Consider the following 19,982-nt stretch of genomic DNA (forward strand, 5'->3'; position numbering starts at 1 on the left):
GGGACGGGTGCCGGTCAGCCGAGCTCGTCCACCAGTCGGTCGGCGAGGCCCGTGTAGCCGGCGGGAGTGAGCGCGAGGAGGCGTTCCTTCGCTGCGTCGCCGATGTCGAGTCCTCGCACGAATTCGGCGAGCTCGGGCCCACCCACGCGGCGGCCACGGGTGAGGTCCTTCAGCAGGGCGTACGGATCGGTGATCTGGGAGCGTCCGGCCACGATCTCGGCGCGCACGACGGTCTGGATCGCCTCGGCGAGCACCTCCCAGTTCGCGTCGAGGTCGGCCAGGAGCACATCTCGCGAGAGGGAGATCTCGGTGAGCCCGCGCTGCAGGTTGTCGAGCGCGAGAAGCGAATGGCCGAAGGCCACACCGATGTTGCGCTGGGTCGTCGAGTCGGTGAGGTCGCGCTGCATGCGCGAGGTGACGAGCGTGGAGGCGAGGGTCGTGAACAGCCCGCCCGCGATCTCCAGGTTCGCCTCGGCGTTCTCGAACCGGATCGGATTGATCTTGTGCGGCATCGTCGACGACCCGGTCGCTCCCGCGACGGGGATCTGCGCGAAGAAGCCCATCGCGATGTAGGTCCAGATGTCGGTCGCGAGGTTGTGGAGGATGCCGCCGGCATGACGGACGCGGTCGTAGAGCTCCACCTGCCAGTCGTGCGACTCGATCTGGGTCGTGAGGACGTTGAAGTCGATCCCGAGCCCCTCGATGAACGCGCGCGACAGCTCGGGCCAATCGACGTCGGGCTCCGCGGCGAGGTGCGCCGACCAGGTGCCGGTCGCACCGGAGAACTTCGCGAGGTACTCGCCGCCCTCGATCTGGCGCGCGACCCGCTCCAACCGCCAGGCGAACACGCCGAGCTCCTTGCCCATCGTCGACGGCGTCGCCGGCTGCCCGTGGGTGCGGGAGAGCATCGGAGCGTCTCGGTGCTCGCGGGCGAGCGCCGACAGGGCGTCGATCACGGCGCGGAGCTTCGGCAGCCAGACCCCTTCGACGGCGCGCTTGACCGTGAGGGCGTACGAGGCGGAGTTGATGTCCTCGCTCGTGCACGCGAAGTGCGCCAGCTCGGAGATGCGCTCGAGACCGAGGCCGGCCAGGCGATGGCGGACGAGGTACTCGACCGCCTTCACGTCGTGGCGCGTGACCGCCTCCGTCGTGGCCAGCTCCTCGATCTCCGCCGCTCCGAAGTCGCGGTACACGGCGCGGAGCGCGTCTTTCTGCTCACCCGACAGCGGCGAGGAACCGAAGAGCGACCGATCGGTGAGGGTGATGATCCACTCAACCTCGACCTCGACGCGGGCCCGGTTGAGTCCTGCCTCGGAGAGGAAGTCGCCGAGACCGGCGACCGCGGCACGGTAGCGGCCGTCGAGCGGGCTGAGGGGCTGGGGCGGGAGAGAGGTCGCTGAGGACAAGGCGCGGGGCTCCGATCGATGAAGAACGGGCGCTCAGGACGAAGTGGCTACGCGGGGCGGATGGCGGGTTCGAGCTGCCGGAAGAGCGCCCGGCTCGCACTCTCGATCATACCGAGCACCTCGTCGAACATCGGAGGGCCGGCGTAGTACGGATCGGGCACGTCGAGGTTGCCGCCCGCGTTCGGGTCGAACGACAGCAGCAGGGCGAGCTTGTCGGTGTCGCCGGGCGTGCGCGCCCACCCGGCGAGGATGCGCTCGTGCGAACGATCGAGCGCGACGATGAGGTCGTGGCGGTCGAAATCGGCCTGCACGAACTGACGGGCCCGATGCCGCGAGCCGTCGTAGCCGCGCCCCGCGAGCGCATCGATCGTGCGCGCATCCGCGCGCTCGCCGACGTGCCAGTCGCCCGTGCCGGCGCTCGTGGAGACCACGCGGTCACCGAGGCCCGCCTGGTCGGCGAACCAGCGGAACACGACCTCCGCCATCGGTGATCGGCAGATGTTGCCCGTGCAGACGAAGACCACGCGGAAGGGGTCGACGCGGGAAGCCACGACCCCTATTGTGCGCGAGTCGTCGCATTCTGCACAGGGCGCGATCGGGCCGTGGGCATCCACGGCCGTGTCCGTGGGGCGTTTCCCCGTCCTTCCCGCGTCGCAGGATCGAGGAATGAACGATCCCGACGCCCTCCTCGATGTCCGCCAGGGCGTGCAGCAAGTGGCGGTCGATCTCCTCTCGATCATCGACGGCGTGCCGTCGTTGATGGAGGCGATGAACTGGCGGTGCCGAGCCGCCGACACGTTCCGTGAGGCGTTGTCGGAGTGGCGCGAAGACCTGGGTCGGGCCGCCGTCGGCCTCGATGCGTGGAGCGAGGCGCTCGAGCGCCGGTCCGCCGCGTTGCGTCTGGCCGCGGAACCGGGCCACGAGGGGGCGGCACGGTGAACGACGAGGTCGACATCCGCTCGGGCGGGTTCGTCGCGGTCGATACCGGCACCCTCCGCCATGCCGCCGCGCGCCTGAGTGTCGTGGCGGGCAAACTCGACGCCCTCGCGTCGCGGTTATGGGTGCTGAGTGGGCAGTCGGCGCGCGCGGGTCATCTGGAGCCGTCGCCGGCGGGAGGCGTGGAACGGGCGCGCGATCGGGTCGACGCGCTCACGAGCGCGCTCCGCGACCGGGCAGAGCTGTACGAGGTCGTCGAGCGGTCGGTGGCTCTCGGCTGGGACTCGCCCGCGACGCGGATCGCTCTCCTCGGCGTCGACCCGGCCGTCGTGGCGCGTGCGCACGGACTGGTCACGCAGTGGTACGACGAGCGCCATCGCGAAGTGGAGAACCAGCTCCGGGGTGCGATGGCGCCGGTCATTCCGATGATGCTCGTGGTCGGAAGGCTCATCCAGGGGATCACGGCAGTCGATCACGGCGTGGTCGGCCGCGGCGACCCGCTTCTTCACGGAGCCCCGGCGCCCACGGTGGTCACCGAGCTCGCCCGTCGGCAGGTGGAGCCGCCCCGCGCGCTCGCCGATCTCGCAGAGCGCGTGCCGGGGCAGGGCGAGGGCAGGGTGCGCGTCGAGGTGTACACCACGGCCGGTCCGGACCCGGTGCACGAGTACGTCGTCTACATCGCGGGCATGCAGTCGTTCGGCGACGGGGCCGACCCCTGGGACATGCAGTCCAACCTCGAGCTCTATGAGGGGCGGGCTTCCTCCTCCTCCGATGCGGTCGAACGCGCCTTGGCGGCGGCGGGCGCCCGCTCGGGCGATCGCGTGCACTTCGTAGGGCACTCCCAAGGGGCGATGATCGCGTCGCAGTTGGCGCGCCGGAACGAGTTCGACGTCGGATCGCTCGTCACGTTCGCGAGTCCCGTCGCCGTCCTCGCTCCCCCCGACGTGTTGCAGGTCACGGTTCGCCATCCCGACGATCCGGTGGTGGCGCTCGCCGACGGTGGCTGGCCCTCCGCAGCGGGATCGGCGCAGAGTCTCGTGATCGAGCGCGTCGCCGATCCGGAGCCTCGGCTCACCGACCTCGCGCTCGGCGTCCACCAGATGGAGGTGTACCGCGAGACGGCCGCGCTCGCCGACGCCTCGGGCGACCCGCGGCTCGCCGACCTGCAGCGCGAGCTGTTCACCTTCGGAGGCGCGAGCGCGGGCGTCGCGATCGTCTACGGGGCGGAGCGGGATCGCGCGCGGTCACCGTCGCCGCGACCCGGACCTTCGCCGCAGCCCCCGGCGCCGGCGCGGTGAGGAGTGACCGGTCAGCGGCGCTTGAGCTGGGGGCGCAGGATGATGCCGAAGATCCAGTTGATGACCGAGATCACGAGCGCTGCGACGACGCCCAGCCAGAAGTCCTCCACCCGGAGGCCCCAGTTCCACCAGTGCGTCGCCCACGCCGTGATCCACAGCAGGAGGCCGTTGATGAGCAGCGAGATGAGACCGAGAGTGAGGATGTAGAGCGGGAAGGCGACGATCTTGATCACCGTGCCGATCACGGTGTTGACGATCGCGAACACGGCTGCCACCGCCAGCAGCGTGAGCACCAGTTGCAGCGTCTCGCCGGGGGCGAAGGGGATGACGGTGACGCGGAGCCCGGCGAGCAGGGTGACGACCCAGATCGCAAAGGCGTTGATGACGACGCGGACGAGGAACCTCATAGGCGGCAGTCTCCCACGTTGCGGCCGTCGGAGGAATCGACCCGGGCGGCATCCGTAGACTCGACGCGTGACCGACCTGCCCGTCCGCCTCCGTCCCGAGATCGCCGCGCTTCCCGCCTATCGGCAGGGGCGGCAAGCCGGTGTCGACGCCTTCAAGCTGTCGAGCAACGAGAACCCCTTCGATCCGCTCCCGAGCGTCGTCGCCGCGATGCAGTCCGCCACCGGGGTGAACCGCTACCCCGATGCGTCCTCGCCGCGCCTGCGCGCGCGCCTGGCGGAGCGATTCGGGGTCGGCGACGACGCGGTGCACGTCGCGGCGGGATCGGTGTCGATCCTCTACCAGCTCACGCAGGCCACGAGCGGGCCGGGCGACGAGGTGCTCTACTCCTGGCGCTCCTTCGAGGCCTATCCGGGACTCGCCGCCGTTGCCGGGGCGACGACGGTCGCCGTGCCGAATGCACCCGACGGTCGTCACGACCTGGAGGCGATGGCGCGGGCCGTCACCGACCGCACCCGGGTCACGATCGTGTGCAGCCCGAACAACCCGACCGGGCCCGTCGTCACGCAGGCGGAGTTCGACCGGTTCGTCGAGGCGGTGCCGCGCGACCTGCTCGTGATCCTCGACGAGGCCTACGCCGAGTTCGTCACCGATCCCGATGCCGTCGACGGACGACGGGTGCTGTCGTCCGGCCGGGAGAACGTCGTGCTCCTGCGGACGTTCTCGAAGGCGTACGGCCTGGCCGGCCTGCGGATCGGATACGCCGTCGGTCACCCCCGCATCCTCGATGCCGCTCGCTCGACAGGCATCCCCCTGTCGGTCACGGCCGCCGCCGAGGAAGCGGCGTTGGCGAGCCTCGCCGCCGAAGAGGAGCTCCGTGAGCGCGTGCGTGTCATCACCGACCGCCGTGATCGCCTCGCCGCCCGACTCCGCGAGACCGGGTGGCAGGTGCCGCAGGCGCAGGGGAACTTCGTGTGGCTTCCGGCCGGGGATCGCGCTCTCGATGTCGCTGCGGCGTTCGAGGAGGCGGGACTGATCGTCCGCCCGTTCGCCGGCGACGGCGTGCGCATCTCGGTGGGCGAGGAGGAGTCCCTCGATCGCGTGGTGGAGGTCGCCGCCGCGACCGTGTCGCGGCCCACGACGAGTTGACACGCGAAGCTCGGCGGCGCGTCGCGTCGTTGATCGCCGGCGGCGGATGGACACCGCTCTTCGTGTTCGCCGCGGCGTTGGTCATCACGATGGCCTGGTCCTGGGTGCCCTCGTTCTGGTATGACGAGGCCGCCACACTTCAGCTGGCGCGGCTGCCCCTGCCGGAGTTCGTCGGATTCGTGCGGCAGCGCGATGCCGTTCATGGGTTGTACGCGTTCTTCATGCACGGGTGGATCCACGTCTTCGGAGAGTCCGAGTTCTCGGTGCGGCTCCCCTCGGCGCTCGCCGTCGCCGTGGCGGCGACCGGCGTGTGGCATCTTGGGCGCCGGTGGTTCGGGACGGCCGCGGGCGTTCTGGCGGCAGTGATCTTCGTCGTCCTCCCGAGGATCACGACGCAAGGCGTCGAGGCGCGCTCGTACGCGATGGCAACGGCCCTGCTGGTCGTCGCCGCCGTCTGGGTGGCCTCGGCACGAGAGCGCCGAGGCTGGGCACGGTGGGTGGCTGTCGCGGGCGCCGCCACCGCGGCGGTGTGGATGTTCGCGTATGCCCTGTTCGTGCTTCCCGCGCTTGCGCTGCTCGCGGACGACACCGATGTGCCGTGGCGCACGCGCGTCCTCCGGGCTTCAGCCGTGCTCGTCATCCCCGGATTGCTCGCTGTGCCTCTGATGCTGACGATGATCCCGCAGCGGGGCCAGGTCGCGTGGTTGGCTGCGCAGGACGTGAACCCGTACACCGTGTGGGTCGAGCCGATGTTCGGCTCCGCGTTCTGGGTGCTGATCGGGTGGGTGCTCCTGTGCGCGATCGCCGTGCGCGCGGGGTGGCGGCTCACGCTGTCGCGTCCCGTCGTCGCGCTCCTCGTCTGGCTGTGTCTGCCGGGGGCGGTGCTGGTGGCGATGTCGCTCGCGGGCGCGCCGGTCTTCACGCCGCGCTACCTGACCGTATCTGCCCCGGCGCTCGCGCTCTGGGGCGGCTCGCTCGTCAGGGATGCTCGGCGCGGGGTGGTGATCGCCGCGTGTGCGCTCGTCTGTGTGCTCGCCGTGCCGCATGTCGTCGCATCGCGGCTGCCGACCGCGAAACCCGGGGCCATCGACCTGCGCGCCACGTCATCCTTCATCGCGGCGCATGCCCGACCGGGCGACGGGCTCCTGTTGGAGGCTGCGGGCCCCGCGGGAACCCGACCACGCGTTGCTATCGCGGCCTACCCGCACGCTTTCGCAGGTCTTCGGGACATCGCCTTCGCAGAGGGCTATGTCGCCACCGGCACCTACTCGGATGCCCTCGTCGAGCCGAAGTTCACCGAAGTCGCTGTCGGTGCCGACATCTGGGTCGTGACCAGAGACGGGTCGGTGTTCGCGCACCAGTTGGCCGAGCACGGTTACGCTCTGGCCTCGGCGTGGGATGTCGGTGGTCTCGAGGTGGCCGAGTGGCGCCGGGGTGACCCTCGCTGAGCCGATCAGGCGCGGCGAGCTGACGGACATCGCGGCGAGCGGACGACCGTGCTCAGGCGGGGGTGAAGCCGAGCTTGCCCGCCCCGCGCGCGATCCACGGGTGCGCCGCGAAGGCGTCCCAGACCAAGGTGGATCCGAGGGCGGCAGCGCCGAGGAGAGCGGTGGCGCCCTTGTTGAGTCCATACCGGGGTGCGGCGTACCAGGGCTCGTCGCCCTCGAGGTTCACCCCGTCGGTCGCGCCCCACTCGTTCCACGCGCCGGGGTGCTCGTCGCGCAGTACGCGTAGGGCGGGAGCGACCTCGTCGGGGGCCAGCGGCAAGGCACCGAACAGGGACACCGGCGGAATCGTCCCGTCGGCATGCGGTTCGCGAGCCGACGGACGCGCGCCGTTGACGACATAGCCGTGCGGACCGAGGCCCGCGGCCGGTCCCCACAGGCCCGCCGCATAGGTCTTCCACCGGTCCGCGTGGTCGGCACACCACGCCCGCGATGCCAACGACGCCTCGCGCGCGTTGGCCCACCAATCGCGGCCGTCCAGGTCGCGGACGCGCTGGAACGGGTAGAACGCGAGCGGGAAGTGATAGGTGAACAGGGTGCCGCCGGGCTCGTAGACGCATTCGTGGCCGCCGTAAGCTCCGACCGGCTTGTCGAACCCCCGCCACAGGTCGCGGGCAAGTTCCTCCGACACGTCCGGATGCCCCGCCGCGAGCAGATACATCGTCAGCTGCTCGGCGGTCATCGACCAGGCGCTGACGAACCCCGCCGCGTCGGCCCCGTCGGCGTAGTCGTCCTCCCGATCCGACACCCATGCCATCCGGAGGACCGTGCGGCCGTCCCGGGCATCGGCGAGCCAGGGCCAGTCGATGCGATGGAGGAGCCGCTCCAGTCGCGCATCGATCTCGGCATCGTCGAAGGAGGCGCTCGCCACCGTCGCCCCGCAGAGGGCGAGGGCGGTGTCGATCGTGGAGTACTCGGAGCGTCCCTGACGCTCGCCGGTGTCGGCGTCGACGAAGTGCGCGAGGAAGCCATTGCGGTGCGGCACCGACTCCTCGAGCGTCCGGAGCGTCCCGCGCACGCGGTCGCGCACCTCGTCGCGCTCCAGCACGCCGCGGTCGACCCCGACGCACCACGCCGCCAGCGCGAAGCCGGTGGCGGCGACGGTCGCCACCCCGGGGAGGTCGTCGCGGTCCAGCACGAGACCCTGTCCCGGCCCGTCGGCGGTGGCGTGCGCCCAGAGCCAGCGGATCGACGCGTCGACCTCCTGCTCGGTGAGGCGGCGGATGTCCTCGGGAAGCTCGGGCACGATCGGCGTGAGCGCGGAGGAGGTGAGGCGGGGGGAGGTCATGCAGCGGTCCTCTTCTCGAAGGGGTTGGGGATGGCGTCCAGGAGCATACGGGTGTACTCCTCGCGGGGATGGTCGATCACCTCGGCGGCGGTGCCGGACTCGATCAGCTCGCCGCCGCGAAGCACCATGACCTGGTTCGCGAGGCTCTTCGCGCTCAGGAGATCGTGCGTGATGTAGAGCATCCCGACACCGTGGTCGGCGACCAGCGACTGCAGCACTTCCAGGATCTCGGCGCGGATGGAGACGTCCAGGCTCGCGATCGGCTCGTCGGCGATGACGATCCGAGGCTCCGCCGCCAGCGCCCGGGCGATCACCACGCGCTGGCGCTGCCCTCCCGACAACTCGTGCGGGAGGCGGCCGATATAGCGCCCCGCGGGGGTCAGCCCCACCGTCTCCAGGAGGCTCGCCGCCCGTTCGATGGCCTCGCGTCGCCCGACGTGCAGGTAGTTGACGAGGGGACGCGAGAGCGCATATCCGACGGTGAGGGTGGGATTGAGGGCGGCATAGGGATCCTGGAAGACGTACTGCACGTTGCGCTGGTACTCGCGGGCGAGCGCGCCGTGGAGAGCGGTGAGCTCGGTCGGCTCCGCGGTGGGCCGCCCCTCCCTCTTCTGCGGGTGGTAGAGCACGGAACCCGACGTCGGACGGTCGATGCGCGTCAGGATCCGCGCGATCGTCGATTTGCCCGAGCCGGACTGACCGACCAGGGCCGTGACCTCGCCCTCGTGGAGCGTGAATGAGACGTCCTTCACGGCGTCGACGTGCTCCACGCGCAGGCCCCGACGCTTCTCGAAGCGGCGGTGCAGTCCGGAGACCTCGAGCACGGGGCGACGCTCCACGGGGGCTTCGTCGGCGACCGCATCGGGCTCCTCCAGCTCCGCCCCCTGATACCCGTCCACGTCTTCGCCGAGGAGCTCCGCGTAGGAGCCGACGAGATGCACGGAGTACGGGTGGCGGGGGCCCGTCGTGACCGCCTCCGCCGCACCGATGTCCTCCACGATCTCGCCCTCGTACATCACGGCCACGCGGTCGGAGAAGTCCAGGAGCGTGCCCATGTCGTGGGTGATGAGGATGGCGCCGAACCGTTCCCGTTCCTGCAGCTCGCGGATCTTGTCGAGGATCGACTTCTGCACCACGACGTCCAGTCCCGTCGTCGGCTCGTCGAAGAGCACGAGATGCGGGTTGAGCGCGAGGGCCAGGGCGAGGTTGACGCGCTGGCGCATCCCGCCGGAGAGCTCGTGCGGGAACATGTCGAGAAAGCGCGCGTCGACGCTCACGAGATCGAAGAGCTCCTCGGCGCGCTGCCGGACCGCCTGCCGGTCGACGTGTCCGCTCTCGCTGTGCTCGCCGATGACGTCCTCGAACACCTTGCGCACCCGGACGACGGGGTTCAGGGAGTTCATGCTCGACTGGAACACGGTCGACACATACGACCAGCGCAGAGGCCGCACGGCGTCTTCATCGAGGTCGGTGACGTCGACGTCGCCCCAGCGGATGGCACCGCCGGTGATCTTCCCGGGGCTGCGGAGGAGCTTCAGCACCGCCTGGGCGAACGTCGTCTTCCCCGACCCGGACTCCCCGGCGAGCCCGACGAACTCGCCGGGGGCGACGCGGAGCGACGCGTTCTTCACGGCCTCGACGGGGGGACCCAGGCGCGGCTCGTACCGCACCGAGAGGTTCTCCACCGACAGCACCGCGGCGGAATCGGCCAGCGTGTTCTGGGCGCCCTTGTCCATGTCACTTCTCCTCTTCGCGCAGGTGCGGGTTGCTCAGCATGTCGACGCCGAAGTTGACGAACGTCAGCGACGTCATCAGCAGCGCCAGCATGAGACCGGGGGCGACGAGCCAGATCCACAGGCCCTGGACGAGGGCGCCGTTGGCGTCGGCCTGGGCGAGCATCTGCCCCCAGCTCACGGTGTTGGGATCGCCGAAGCCCATGAACGACAGTCCGGCCTCGGCCGCGATGGCGCCGGTCGCGGCGCCGATGAACCCCGACACGATGAGCGAGGACATGTTCGGCATGATCTCCCGGAAGACGATCCGGAACATCTTGTCGCCGCCGAAGCGGGCCGCCGTCACGTAGTCACGGTTGCGCATGGAGATGATGAGCGACCTCATCTCCCGCGACGCTCCCGCCCAGCTCGTGATCGCCACCACGAAGACGAGGAGCATGAGCCCGCGGGTCTCGCTGTACGCGACGATGACCATCATCAGCGGCAGCACCGGCACCACGAGGGCCAGGTTCGTGAGGAACGACAACCCGTCGTCCACGATCGAGCCCTCGGTGTAGCCCGCGATCAGGCCGATCACGAGCGCGATCAGGATGGTCGCGAGCCCGCCCAGCACTCCGATCGCGAGGGAGAGTCGCGTGCCGTGCACGAGCTGCGCCCACAGGTCGTAGCCGAGCGTGTTGGTGCCGAGCCAGTGGTCGGCGCTCGGATCCTGCACCGGCGCGAAGCTCGCATCGGTGGGACTGTGCGGAGAGATCCAGTCGGCCAAGAGCGCCACCAGCAGGAACACGGTCAGCATGATGATGCCGATCCGCGCCTTCGGGCTCGACCAGATCACGGCGTACCAGCGCGGCGGCTGGACGACGGCCACGACCTCTTGCGTGGAGGCCTCCTCGGCCGTGACGCGTCGCCGGTAGGTGCGCGTGGGGCGGGTGGGCGTGGGCATCGAGGCGTTCTGCTCGGGAACCTGATCCATGTCGTTCGGAGTCATGTCGTCACCTGCCTTTCAGACCTTCGCCTTGCGTGCGCGCGGGTCGATGAGCGGATAGAGGAGGTCGACGATGAAGTTCGCCGTGAGGACGATCACGATGGTCGCCAGCAGGATCGCCTGCATGAGCGGGAAGTCGCGGGCCGCCGTCGCCTCTCCCATCAGCCGTCCCATGCCGGGGTAGTCGAAGACCGTCTCGATGAGGATCGACCCGCCCATGAGCACGCCGAGGGAGAGGGCGAAGCTCGTGACGACGGGGAGCAGGGCGTTCCGGGCCGCATAGCCGAGCGCGAGCGTGCGCTGCTTGAGTCCGGCAGCGGCGCCGAGCCGGATGTAGTCCTCGCCGAGCACCTGCACCATCGTGTTGCGCATCGACAGGATGAACCCGATCGGAGCGGTGATCATGAGGGTCAGGGCCGGGAGGAAGCCGTGGGCGATCACGTCGGTGACGTGCAGCCACGAGAAGTCCTCGTCGGTGTAGCCGTACCCTCCCGCGGCCGGGAACCAGCCCAGTTGGTAGGCGAAGACGTACAGGATCATGAGGCCGATCCACACCGACTGCAGATTGCCGACGAAAGTGGATCCGACCGAGATCGTCGCGTCGAAGCGGCTGTTGCGGCGCCACGCGGCGATCGCCCCGAGAAGCGTTCCGATGAGGAACGACAGGAGCTGGGTGAGCCCGACGAGCACGAGGGTCCACGGCAGCGCCTTGGCGATGACGTCGGTCACGGGGAACGGGAAGTACGTGAAGGAGATGCCGAAGTCGCCCTGGAGCATCTGGCCGAGGTACTGGAAGTAGGCCACGAACACGTTGTCCGACCCGTAGCCGAGCATCGTGCGGATCGCAGAGACCTGCGCCGGGTCGACCTCACCGCGACCGGTGAGCTGGCGCACCATGATCTCGGCGGGGTCGCCGGGCTGCAGCCGCGGAATGATGAAGTTCAGCGTGACGGCGGCCCACAGGGTGAGCAGGAAGTAGCCGATCTTCCGGACGTAGTAGACCATCGCTCACTCCCCGTTCGAGGCGTCGCCGGCCGTTCCAGGCGCGGGCCGCAGCTGGGTCGCGAAGCGCAGCGGCTGGTCGACGGGGTAGGGGTTGTCCTCGCTCGGCCACCCGATGGCGTTGTCGGTGCGGTAGATGAGCCGGCTCGGCGCGTACTGCAGCGCGATGTAGGGGAACTCGGTCATGAAGACGTCGATCACCTCGTCCTGCAGCTTCTTCGCCTCTGCCTCGTCGGTGGTGTTGGACCACTTCGCCACGAGTTCGTCGACCGCCGGGTCGTCGAAGCGGGCGCGGTTGAGCAGCAGCTCCTTGTCGTGCGAGATCTGCGACGACACGAGGCGCGAACCGAGGTCGCGGGCGCGCTGGCAGCCGCCTCCCACGAAGTCGAGCACCATGTCGAAGCTGCCCGAGCGCTGCATCCCGTCCACGGCGTTCGGGTCGGTCGCGACCATCTTGATCTGCACGCCGACGGCGCGGAGGTTCCGGACGATGACGTCGGCCATCGCGATGAAGTCCATCCATCCCGCCTGGACGCTGAAGACGAAGGACAGCGGCGTGCCGTTCTCGTCCACGCGCCAGCCGTCCGCGTTCTTCTCGTACCCGGCCTCGTCGAGCAGGCGGTTCGCCTCGTCGGGGTCGTAGGGGATGTACTCCTTGCCCTTCCACTTGTCGGGCACTTCGGCCTCTTGGAACGGAAGGAGGAGCATCGTCTGGCTCGCGGGCTTCATGATCCCGTAGCTCGCCCGTTCGCTGATCGCCTCGCGGTCGAGCGCGTACGCGATGCCCTCGCGGAAGGCGGGATCGCTGAGCACCGGCCGCTCGTTGTTGATCGCGATGACGGTGGAGGAGTCCGGCGGGAAGAAGTAGTGCGCGTTCTCGGGGTCGGCGGACACGATCGATCGCGGCGGGTTGGGGATGTCGCCGCGGTACATGTCGAGCGCACCCGAGCGGATCTTGAGCGCACCCGAGTTGGCGTCGTACTGGCCCTCGAGTGAGATCTGCTGGATCTTGAGGTTCTCGGCGTCCCAGTAGTCGGGGTTCCGGGTCATCACGAGCCGGCGGCCGTTGTAGTCGGCGGGCACGAACGGTCCCGTGCCGACGCCCTCGGTGTCGACGTAGGTGGTCGGATCGCCCTTGTCGGCGTAGATGTGTGCCGGGAGGATCTTGGTGCTCTGGAGCACGTCGTCGGTCTTGGGCACGGCGGGACCGTCGAACTGGAACTCCACGGTGTGGTCGTCGAGAGCGGTCACCGAGGTGGCCGCGGCACCGTAGAACTCGCCCCAGACGCCGTTGCGGTCGGCGGCCGGATACTCCTTCCCGGCCTCGAACGTGTACACGACGTCCTTCGCCGTGAACGGCTCGCCGTCGTTCCACGTCACGCCCTCCCGCAGGTGGACGATCATGCGGTCGGTCGTGGGCCACTCGTACGACGTCGCGAGCCACGGCACGGCCTCGCAGGTGAACCGATCGCGGATCATGAGCGGCTCGAACAGCCAGTTCTGCACCGTCGCGTTGGGGGACAGGTAGTTGTAGTTGACGAGGCCCTGCACGGAGGAGTTGGCCTCCGAGGGCATCCGGATCTCTGCGATCATCCCCTCTTCTGCGGGGGGCGGCGGCTCGAGCCCGATGTTGGCGCACCCCGACGTGGCGATCAGCGTCAGGAGCGCGCCGGCACTCACGATCGTCCTCGTTCGCTTTCTCATCGGAACCTCCTCGTTCCTCGGATGCCGGGACTGTGGTCCCGGAGGGGTCAGTCGGTCGCCTCCTGCGCGGTGCATCCGCAGGACTCGCGGACGATCAGGGTGGTGGCGAGCACGGTGTCGTCGTCGATGTCGTCGCCGAGCGCCCCGGCGGCTGCGCGCGCACCCAACTCGGCGATGGGCTGGTGCACGGTGGTCAGGCGCGGAGAGGCGAGTTCGGCCAGGGCGGTGTCGTCGAATCCGGTGATGGCGACGTCCGACGGGATGCGGTGGCCGAGCCCCGGGAGGGTGGCCAGCAGCCCCAGTGCCAGCTCGTCGTTCGCGCAGACGAGCGCGTCGGGCAGATCGCCGCCGCGGTGCAGTTCGCGGGCGGCGACGGCGCCGCTGGGGACGTCGAGTCCGTAGTGGAGCGGCTCGCCGCTCTCGGGGAGCCCGTGAGCGGCGAGGGCGTCTCGGAACCCGGCGTACCGCTGCATCGGGTCGGGGGAGCCCTTGGTCTCTCCGACGAAGCGGAGCCGGCGGTGGCCGTGGTGCTCGATGAGGTGCCGGGTGAGTTCGGCGGCGGCGAGGCGCCCGTCGGTCCGCACGGAGGGGATGCCTTCGGCGGAGCCGGCGACGAGCACCACGCGTCCGGAACGGGTGAGGCGGTGGAGTTCGTCGTCGGGGATGGTGCCGCCCGCGATCAGCAGCCCGTCGGTGTGCTCGGCGAGCTGGCGCACGGCAGCGACGGCATCGGGGCGCAGGTGCGTGCCGAGGACGTTGATGACCACGCCGCGTTCGACGGCGACCGACTCCGCACCTTCGATCAACTGCGCGAAGTAGGGCCCGCCGAGGCCGGGAAGGACGATGCCGAGCGTGTTGGTGCGCTGGTACGAGAGCGCACGGCCCAGCGCTGAGGGGCGGTAGTCGAGGCGGTCGATCGCCTCCTGCACGCGCTTCTTGGTCTCCGCTGTGACACGCGGGTCATCGTGGGTGACGCGGGAGACCGTGGCGACCGAGACCCCGACCTCGCGAGCGATGTCGCGGATCGTCGTCTTGCCCGAGCTCTGCGGCTTCGTCATGCGCCGGTCACCTCCACGTCGTCGTGTGTTCCGTCCCGGCGGGTGGCTGCCGGATGCTGTTCTCCGGCTGGATGTAACCGGATACATCGGGTACCGTAGCGAAGGTAACCGGTTACATCAAGCCCCCTGGCGCAGACCGGGCGTCGAGGCGGGCGAGAGATGCACCGGAATCACGACCGCAACGGCGCGACGGCAGGAGGCCACCGATGGCGACGCAGGCACGACCCGGCACGCTCAGGGATCGACTGGACCGCATCGTCCTCTACCAGGTGTACCCGCAGAGCTTCGCCGACGCCGATGGCGATGGGATGGGCGACCTCGACGGCCTCGCGGCACGGCTCGACCACCTCTCCTGGCTCGGCGTCGATGCGGTGTGGATCAACCCGTGCTTCGTCTCGCCGATGCGCGACGCCGGGTACGACGTCGCCGACTTCCTCCACATCGATCCGCGCTACGGCGGGGATGCCGCATGGGACCGCCTCGTCGCCGAGGCCGATGCGCGGGGGATCGCGGTGCTGCTCGATCTCGTGGCCGGGCACACCTCCGACGAGCACGACTGGTTCCGGTCGTCCGCGGACGATCCGGCCGACGACCGATACGTCTGGAGCCCTGTCGCCGCGCCCGGCTTCGTTCCCGGGACGGGCGCGCGCGGCCAGTTCTACAAGCCCAACTTCTTCGACTTCCAGCCCGGCCTGAACTTCGGGTACGCCCGCTCCGATCCGAACGAGCCGTGGCGGCAGCCGGTCGACGCCGACGGGCCGCGCCGCAACCGGGACGCCCTCGTCGAGATCATCGGTCACTGGTACGACCGTGGTGCGCAGGGGTTCCGGGTCGACATGGCCGCCTCGCTCGTGAAGGACGACCCCGGCCACGTGGAGACCGGCCGCCTGTGGGCCGACGTCCGCGCCCGCCTCGACGCCCGTCACCCCGGCAACATCCTGATCTCGGAGTGGGGCGATCCCGCCCGTGCCGTCCCCGCCGGGTTCGACGTGGACTTCTTCCTGCAGTTCGGCGGAGACGACGACGGCGCCCCGCTCAAGTCGCTGTGGAACAACGGCGCCGGCACGGTGCACGAGGCCTGGGAGCCCCGCGTCGCGTGGGCCGATGCCTCCGGCGAAGGCGATGCCGGCACCTTCGTGGCGGCGTGGGAGAGCGTCCGCGACGCGATCGCCGCGGCAGGGAGTTCCGGCATTCCGGGCCTTCCCACCGCCAATCACGATTTCACCCGGCTCGTGGCCGGCGATCGCACCGCCGATCAGGTGCGATCGGCGCTGCTGCTGGCTCTCACGTGGCCGGCGCTGCCCTCGATCTACTACGGCGATGAGATCGGCATGCGGTACGTGCCGGGACTCGCGTCTCACGAGGGCTCATCGCTCGGGCCGACGTACGAGCGCGCCGGTTCGCGGACGCCGATGGCGTGGGGGGAGCTGCCTGCCTCGGCGGCCGTCGCCCACGAGTCGCGTTATTTGCCGCAGGATCCCGATCCGCTGCGGCCGACTGTCGCCGATCAGCTCGCCGACGGTGACTCGCTCCTCCGCTTCGTCCGCGCCGCTGTGGCGCTGCGGCGCTCCGATGACCGCCTCGCCGCCCGGGCGCCCGTGGAGGTCCAGAGCACGGGTGCGCCCTTCGTCTTCCGGAGGGGCTCCTTGCTCGTCGCCCTCAACCCGTCGGGTGAGCCGCGCGACGTCGCGATCGACGGCGACGCGCTGATCCTCCTCGGCCATCGCGCGCGCGTCGACGCCGGAGTGCTGCGCCTCGACCCCTTCGGATGCGCCGTCGTCGACCTCGCCCCCGTGGACGACGGCGCCGAGACGACCTCTGATCCCGATTCCACCGCCCGCGACTCCACCGAAAGGAACAGCGCATGACCGCCACGACCCCGTACTCCGGCGAGACCGTCCCCGCTCCCGAGGGCTTCGTCTGGGGCGCCGCCACGGCGGCCCACCAGATCGAAGGGCAGAACGTCAACACGAGCCACTGGGAGTACGAGTACTCGGAGAACACCACCGTCCAGGAGCCCTCCGGCGACGCGGTGGACTCGTACCACCGCTACCCCGAAGACATTTCGTTGCTCGCGGAGGGGGGCCTGAAGGCCTACCGGTTCTCGATCGAGTGGGCGCGCATCGAACCCGAGAAGGGTGTCGTCTCCCGCGCGCAGCTGGACCATTACCGCCGCATGATCGACACGTGTCGCGACGCCGGGGTGGAGCCGATCGTCACCCTCCACCACTTCACCGTCCCGCGCTGGCAGGGGCGCGACGGCGGCTGGTACGCGACGGACGTGGTCGATCGCTTCCGCCGCTACACCGAGACGGCCACCGCGATCCTCGACGACGTGGAGTGGGTCGTCACCATCAACGAGCCCAACATGATGGTCAATCAGGACGAGGCGAAGATCGACACCGAGAACGGCGTCAACTTCCCCGGCCCGTCGCCGCATGTCGCGCAGGTGATCGCCGCGGCGCACCACGCCTCGGTCGACGTGCTCCGCGGTCTGGGCCACGTGAAGGCGGGTTGGTCGGTCGCCAACCAGGTGTTCCAGGCCGTTCCCGGCTTCGAGAAGGAGCGGGACGACTGGGGGTACTGGCGCGAGGACTACTACCTCGAGCAGGCCCGGGACGACGACTTCATCGGTGTGCAGTCGTATCTGCGGACGATCATCGGCGCCGATGGCCCGGTGCCCTTCCCCGACGATGTCGAGCGCACCCTCACGGGATGGGAGTACTACCCCGAGGCTCTCGGCCACGCCCTCCGGCACACGCGCGATGTCACCGGCGGCATCCCGATGATGGTCACCGAGAACGGGATGGCGACCGCCGATGACGCGCGCCGCATCGACTACACGACGGGCGCCCTGCAGGGACTCGCCGCGGCTGTCGCCGACGGCTGCGACGTGCGCGGCTATCTCCACTGGTCGCTGCTCGACAACTACGAGTGGGGCTCCTTCCGTCCCACGTTCGGGCTGATCGCGGTCGATCGGGAGAGCTTCGTCCGGACCCCCAAGCCGAGCCTCGCCTGGCTCGGCGACCTCGCCCAGCGGAACGTGCTCCCGGCCCCCTGACCCGGATCCGTCCACATCAGCGGACGTGCACAACGGCGGATGCGGGCTGCGACACGCCGCACCGCGGCCGCAACACGCCGGGAGTCCTCACGCCCTGTCCGCCGTTGTGCACGGGAGCCTGCACGGGTGCGGCCGCGCGCCCGACGGCATCCGCCCGCGCGCCGCTCGCCATCCGGGGTGGTGCACGCACGAGTCGTGGAGCGGACACCGCGAAACGGCACTTCCGTTGTCGATCTCATGCGGTCCGGCGCATGGGGGGAGCGTTAGCGTGGAGGTATGACCCCGTCTGACGACCCGGCTCTCGTGCGCGTTCTGGCGGCGGACGGGACGTTCGCCCCCACCGCGGAGGCCGAGCGCTACCTCCCCCTGATCGAGGCCCTGAGCGATGCCGAACTCGAGACGTTCTACCGCGACATGGTCGTGGTGCGCGCATTCGACCGGCAGGCCACCAACCTCCAGCGTCAGGGGCAGCTGGCCCTGTGGCCGCCGTCCTTCGGGCAGGAAGCCGCTCAGGTCGGCTCCGCCCGCGCCGCGCGCCCGCAGGACCACCTCTTCCCCTCCTACCGGGAGCATGTCGTGTGCACCATCCGGGGCGTCGATCCGATCGACATCATCCGCGTCATGCGTGGCCTCACCCACGGCGGATGGGACCCGACCGACCCGAAGAACGGCAACACGCACATCTACACGCTGGTGCTCGGGTCGCAGACGCTCCATGCCACCGGGTTCGGCATGGGACTCGCCTTCGACGGCCGCTCCGGTACGGGTGATCCCGAGCGCGACGAAGCCGTCATCGTCTACTACGGGGACGGATCGTCGAGTCAGGGCGATGTGCACGAGGCGATGGTGTTCGCCGCGAGCTACGCCACTCCCCAGGTCTTCTTCCTGCAGAACAACCACTGGGCCATCTCGGTGCCGGTGACCACGCAATCGCGCTCGCCGCTGTTCCGCCGCGCCGACGGCTACGGCATGCCCTCCGTGCAGGTCGACGGGAACGACGTGCTCGCCAGCTACGCCGTGAGCCGCGTCGCGCTCGACGAGGCGCGTGCGGGCGACGGCCCCCGCGCGATCGAGGCGCTGACCTATCGCATGGGCGCTCACACGACCAGCGACGATCCCACCAAGTACCGCACCTCCGACGAGGAGCGGGCCTGGGCGGAGCGCGACCCCATCGCGCGGATGCGCGCCTATCTCCAGGCTCGTGGAGCAGCGGACACGTTCTTCACGGAGGTCGATGCCGAGGCCGCGGCCTACGCCGACGACATCCGCACGCGCACCAACGCCCTCGGCGACATCGATCGCGAGGTGATGTTCGCCCACGTGTACAGCGAGCCGCATCCGCTGATCGACGAACAGCGTCGGTGGCTGTCCGACTACGAGGCGTCGTTCGAGGGAGGCAACTGATGGACCGGATCGCGGCACCCACGCAGACCGATGCCCCGCAGACCGAACGAGCCGATGCGGCGCCCGCGATGCGCGAGACCCTTCCGTTCGCCAAGGCCCTCACCGCCGGCATGCGCGCCGCCCTGGCCGCCGACGATCACGTCCTGCTGATGGGCGAGGACATTGGCCGCCTGGGAGGCGTCTTCCGTGTGACCGAAGGACTGCAGGCTGAGTTCGGCGAGCGGCGCGTGCTCGACACCCCGCTGGCGGAGTCCGGCATCCTCGGCACCGCCATCGGCCTCGCGATGGCCGGCTTCCGCCCCGTCTGCGAGATCCAGTTCGACGGGTTCGTCTTCCCCGCCTTCGACCAGATCACCTCCCAGCTGGCCAAGCTCACCAACCGCCACGAAGGCGCGATGTCCTTCCCGGTCGTGATCCGCATCCCCTACGGCGGCCACATCGGCGCCGTCGAGCACCACCAGGAGAGCCCGGAGGCGTACTTCACGCACACGCCGGGCCTGCGCGTGGTCTCGCCGTCGACGCCCAACGACGCGTACTGGATGATCCAGGACGCGATCGCCTCGAACGATCCCGTGGTCTTCCTCGAGCCCAAGGCCAAGTACTGGCTCAAGGGCGAGGTGGACACCACCGCCCGCGCCCTGCCGCTGCACGCGTCGCGGGTGGTCCGCCGGGGCACAGACGTCACCCTCGTCGGGCACGGCGCGATGGTCACCACGCTGTTGCAGGCGGCGGCGCTGGCCGAGGGCGAGGGGACCTCGTGCGAGGTCATCGATCTGCGCTCGCTCTCGCCGGTCGACTACGGCCCGATCCTGGACTCCGTCCGCCGCACCGGCCGCATGGTCTACGCGCAGGAGGCGCCCGGGTTCACCTCGCTCGGCTCGGAGGTGGCGGCCACGGTGATGGAGAAGGCGTTCTTCGCCCTCGAAGCCCCGGTGCTGCGCGTGTCCGGCTTCGACACCCCGTTCCCTCCCGCGAAGCTCGAGGGGCAGTACCTCCCCGATGCCGATCGGATCCTCGAGGCCGTCGATCGCGCCCTCGCCTACTGACT

The 19,982-nt window shown here is 69.9% G+C and carries 17 protein-coding genes; 8 read left to right on the top strand and 9 right to left on the bottom strand.

Annotated elements, in window-relative coordinates; genetic code table 11:
- Positions 1-14 precede the first annotated feature (14 nt).
- Positions 15-1,406 (bottom strand): adenylosuccinate lyase, encoded by a 1,392-nt coding sequence (purB, locus tag AVP41_RS13625; RefSeq protein ID WP_067165395.1) that lies wholly within the window; start codon positions 1,404-1,406, stop codon positions 15-17.
- Positions 1,407-1,453: 47 nt separating this feature from the next.
- A complete protein-coding gene (locus AVP41_RS13630; RefSeq protein WP_442922794.1) occupies positions 1,454-1,957 on the bottom strand; it encodes a low molecular weight protein-tyrosine-phosphatase in 504 nt (167 codons plus the stop codon).
- A 115-nt stretch (positions 1,958-2,072) separates the two neighbouring features.
- Between AVP41_RS13630 and AVP41_RS13635 the strand changes: the two genes are divergently transcribed.
- Together AVP41_RS13635 and AVP41_RS13640 are read left to right on the top strand one after the other, a co-directional pair.
- Entirely contained in the window at positions 2,073-2,345 is a 273-nt protein-coding gene (locus tag AVP41_RS13635) for a hypothetical protein (protein WP_067165398.1), read from the top strand.
- Positions 2,342-3,640: a hypothetical protein gene (locus AVP41_RS13640; protein WP_067165401.1), complete on the top strand. Its 1,299-nt coding sequence runs from the start codon at positions 2,342-2,344 to the stop codon at positions 3,638-3,640. Before AVP41_RS13635 ends, AVP41_RS13640 begins: the two co-directional genes overlap by 4 nt.
- An 11-nt stretch (positions 3,641-3,651) precedes the next feature.
- Here the strand turns inward: AVP41_RS13640 and AVP41_RS13645 are convergent, their stop codons facing one another.
- A complete protein-coding gene (locus AVP41_RS13645; protein WP_067165405.1) occupies positions 3,652-4,047 on the bottom strand; it encodes a phage holin family protein in 396 nt (131 codons plus the stop codon).
- A 67-nt stretch (positions 4,048-4,114) separates the two neighbouring features.
- Here AVP41_RS13645 and AVP41_RS13650 point away from each other — a divergent pair, with 67 nt between their 5' ends.
- Positions 4,115-5,194: a histidinol-phosphate transaminase gene (locus tag AVP41_RS13650; RefSeq protein WP_067165409.1), complete on the top strand. Its 1,080-nt coding sequence runs from the start codon at positions 4,115-4,117 to the stop codon at positions 5,192-5,194.
- Positions 5,191-6,642, top strand: coding sequence for a glycosyltransferase family 39 protein (locus AVP41_RS13655; RefSeq protein ID WP_231902757.1), 1,452 nt, complete (start codon positions 5,191-5,193; stop codon positions 6,640-6,642). Before AVP41_RS13650 ends, AVP41_RS13655 begins: the two co-directional genes overlap by 4 nt.
- 52 nt (positions 6,643-6,694) lie before the next feature.
- Here AVP41_RS13655 and AVP41_RS13660 read toward each other — a convergent pair whose 3' ends face one another.
- Genes AVP41_RS13660 through AVP41_RS13685 form a run of 6 tightly spaced genes read right to left on the bottom strand, consistent with a single transcriptional unit; the run spans position 6,695 to position 14,469 of the window.
- Positions 6,695-7,987: a glucoamylase family protein gene (locus AVP41_RS13660; protein ID WP_067165419.1), complete on the bottom strand. Its 1,293-nt coding sequence runs from the start codon at positions 7,985-7,987 to the stop codon at positions 6,695-6,697.
- Entirely contained in the window at positions 7,984-9,723 is a 1,740-nt protein-coding gene (locus AVP41_RS13665) for an ABC transporter ATP-binding protein (protein ID WP_067165422.1), read from the bottom strand. Before AVP41_RS13665 ends, AVP41_RS13660 begins: the two co-directional genes overlap by 4 nt.
- Before the next feature lies 1 nt (position 9,724).
- Positions 9,725-10,708 carry an ABC transporter permease gene (locus tag AVP41_RS13670; RefSeq protein ID WP_231902758.1) on the bottom strand — a complete coding sequence of 328 codons (984 nt, stop codon included), beginning with the start codon at positions 10,706-10,708 and terminating at the stop codon, positions 9,725-9,727.
- Between the two features lie 15 nt (positions 10,709-10,723).
- Positions 10,724-11,710 (bottom strand): ABC transporter permease, encoded by a 987-nt coding sequence (locus tag AVP41_RS13675; RefSeq protein ID WP_067165425.1) that lies wholly within the window; start codon positions 11,708-11,710, stop codon positions 10,724-10,726.
- Between the two features lie 3 nt (positions 11,711-11,713).
- Positions 11,714-13,411, bottom strand: coding sequence for an ABC transporter substrate-binding protein (locus tag AVP41_RS13680; protein WP_067165427.1), 1,698 nt, complete (start codon positions 13,409-13,411; stop codon positions 11,714-11,716).
- A 47-nt stretch (positions 13,412-13,458) separates the two neighbouring features.
- Entirely contained in the window at positions 13,459-14,469 is a 1,011-nt protein-coding gene (locus tag AVP41_RS13685; RefSeq protein ID WP_067165430.1) for a LacI family DNA-binding transcriptional regulator, read from the bottom strand.
- Positions 14,470-14,675: 206 nt separating this feature from the next.
- Between AVP41_RS13685 and AVP41_RS13690 the strand changes: the two genes are divergently transcribed.
- The 4 genes from AVP41_RS13690 to AVP41_RS13705 all read left to right on the top strand — a co-directional run bounded on the left by AVP41_RS13690 (position 14,676) and on the right by AVP41_RS13705 (position 19,980).
- Entirely contained in the window at positions 14,676-16,337 is a 1,662-nt protein-coding gene (locus AVP41_RS13690) for an alpha-amylase family glycosyl hydrolase (RefSeq protein ID WP_082829227.1), read from the top strand.
- Positions 16,334-17,530 carry a glycoside hydrolase family 1 protein gene (locus AVP41_RS13695; protein ID WP_067165433.1) on the top strand — a complete coding sequence of 399 codons (1,197 nt, stop codon included), beginning with the start codon at positions 16,334-16,336 and terminating at the stop codon, positions 17,528-17,530. Before AVP41_RS13690 ends, AVP41_RS13695 begins: the two co-directional genes overlap by 4 nt.
- 276 nt (positions 17,531-17,806) lie before the next feature.
- Positions 17,807-18,934: a thiamine pyrophosphate-dependent dehydrogenase E1 component subunit alpha gene (locus AVP41_RS13700; protein ID WP_067165436.1), complete on the top strand. Its 1,128-nt coding sequence runs from the start codon at positions 17,807-17,809 to the stop codon at positions 18,932-18,934.
- A 68-nt stretch (positions 18,935-19,002) separates the two neighbouring features.
- Positions 19,003-19,980 carry an alpha-ketoacid dehydrogenase subunit beta gene (locus AVP41_RS13705; RefSeq protein ID WP_067166024.1) on the top strand — a complete coding sequence of 326 codons (978 nt, stop codon included), beginning with the start codon at positions 19,003-19,005 and terminating at the stop codon, positions 19,978-19,980.
- The last annotated feature ends 2 nt before the right edge of the window (positions 19,981-19,982 follow it).

Source organism: Microbacterium sp. TNHR37B (assembly GCF_001620065.1).
GTDB lineage: Bacteria > Actinomycetota > Actinomycetes > Actinomycetales > Microbacteriaceae > Microbacterium.

Excerpts from the sequence above, each read along its gene's own strand:
- AVP41_RS13690 (WP_082829227.1), top strand. The coding sequence starts at position 14,676 with ATGGCGACGCAGGCACGACCCGGCACGCTCAGGGATCGACTGGACCGC.
- AVP41_RS13675 (WP_067165425.1), bottom strand. The coding sequence starts at position 11,710 with ATGGTCTACTACGTCCGGAAGATCGGCTACTTCCTGCTCACCCTGTGG.
- AVP41_RS13685 (WP_067165430.1), bottom strand. The coding sequence starts at position 14,469 with ATGACGAAGCCGCAGAGCTCGGGCAAGACGACGATCCGCGACATCGCT.
- AVP41_RS13635 (WP_067165398.1), top strand. The coding sequence starts at position 2,073 with ATGAACGATCCCGACGCCCTCCTCGATGTCCGCCAGGGCGTGCAGCAA.
- AVP41_RS13695 (WP_067165433.1), top strand. The coding sequence starts at position 16,334 with ATGACCGCCACGACCCCGTACTCCGGCGAGACCGTCCCCGCTCCCGAG.
- AVP41_RS13670 (WP_231902758.1), bottom strand. The coding sequence starts at position 10,708 with ATGACTCCGAACGACATGGATCAGGTTCCCGAGCAGAACGCCTCGATG.
- AVP41_RS13700 (WP_067165436.1), top strand. The coding sequence starts at position 17,807 with ATGACCCCGTCTGACGACCCGGCTCTCGTGCGCGTTCTGGCGGCGGAC.
- AVP41_RS13665 (WP_067165422.1), bottom strand. The coding sequence starts at position 9,723 with ATGGACAAGGGCGCCCAGAACACGCTGGCCGATTCCGCCGCGGTGCTG.
- AVP41_RS13680 (WP_067165427.1), bottom strand. The coding sequence starts at position 13,411 with ATGAGAAAGCGAACGAGGACGATCGTGAGTGCCGGCGCGCTCCTGACG.
- AVP41_RS13705 (WP_067166024.1), top strand. The coding sequence starts at position 19,003 with ATGCGCGAGACCCTTCCGTTCGCCAAGGCCCTCACCGCCGGCATGCGC.
- AVP41_RS13660 (WP_067165419.1), bottom strand. The coding sequence starts at position 7,987 with ATGACCTCCCCCCGCCTCACCTCCTCCGCGCTCACGCCGATCGTGCCC.
- AVP41_RS13645 (WP_067165405.1), bottom strand. The coding sequence starts at position 4,047 with ATGAGGTTCCTCGTCCGCGTCGTCATCAACGCCTTTGCGATCTGGGTC.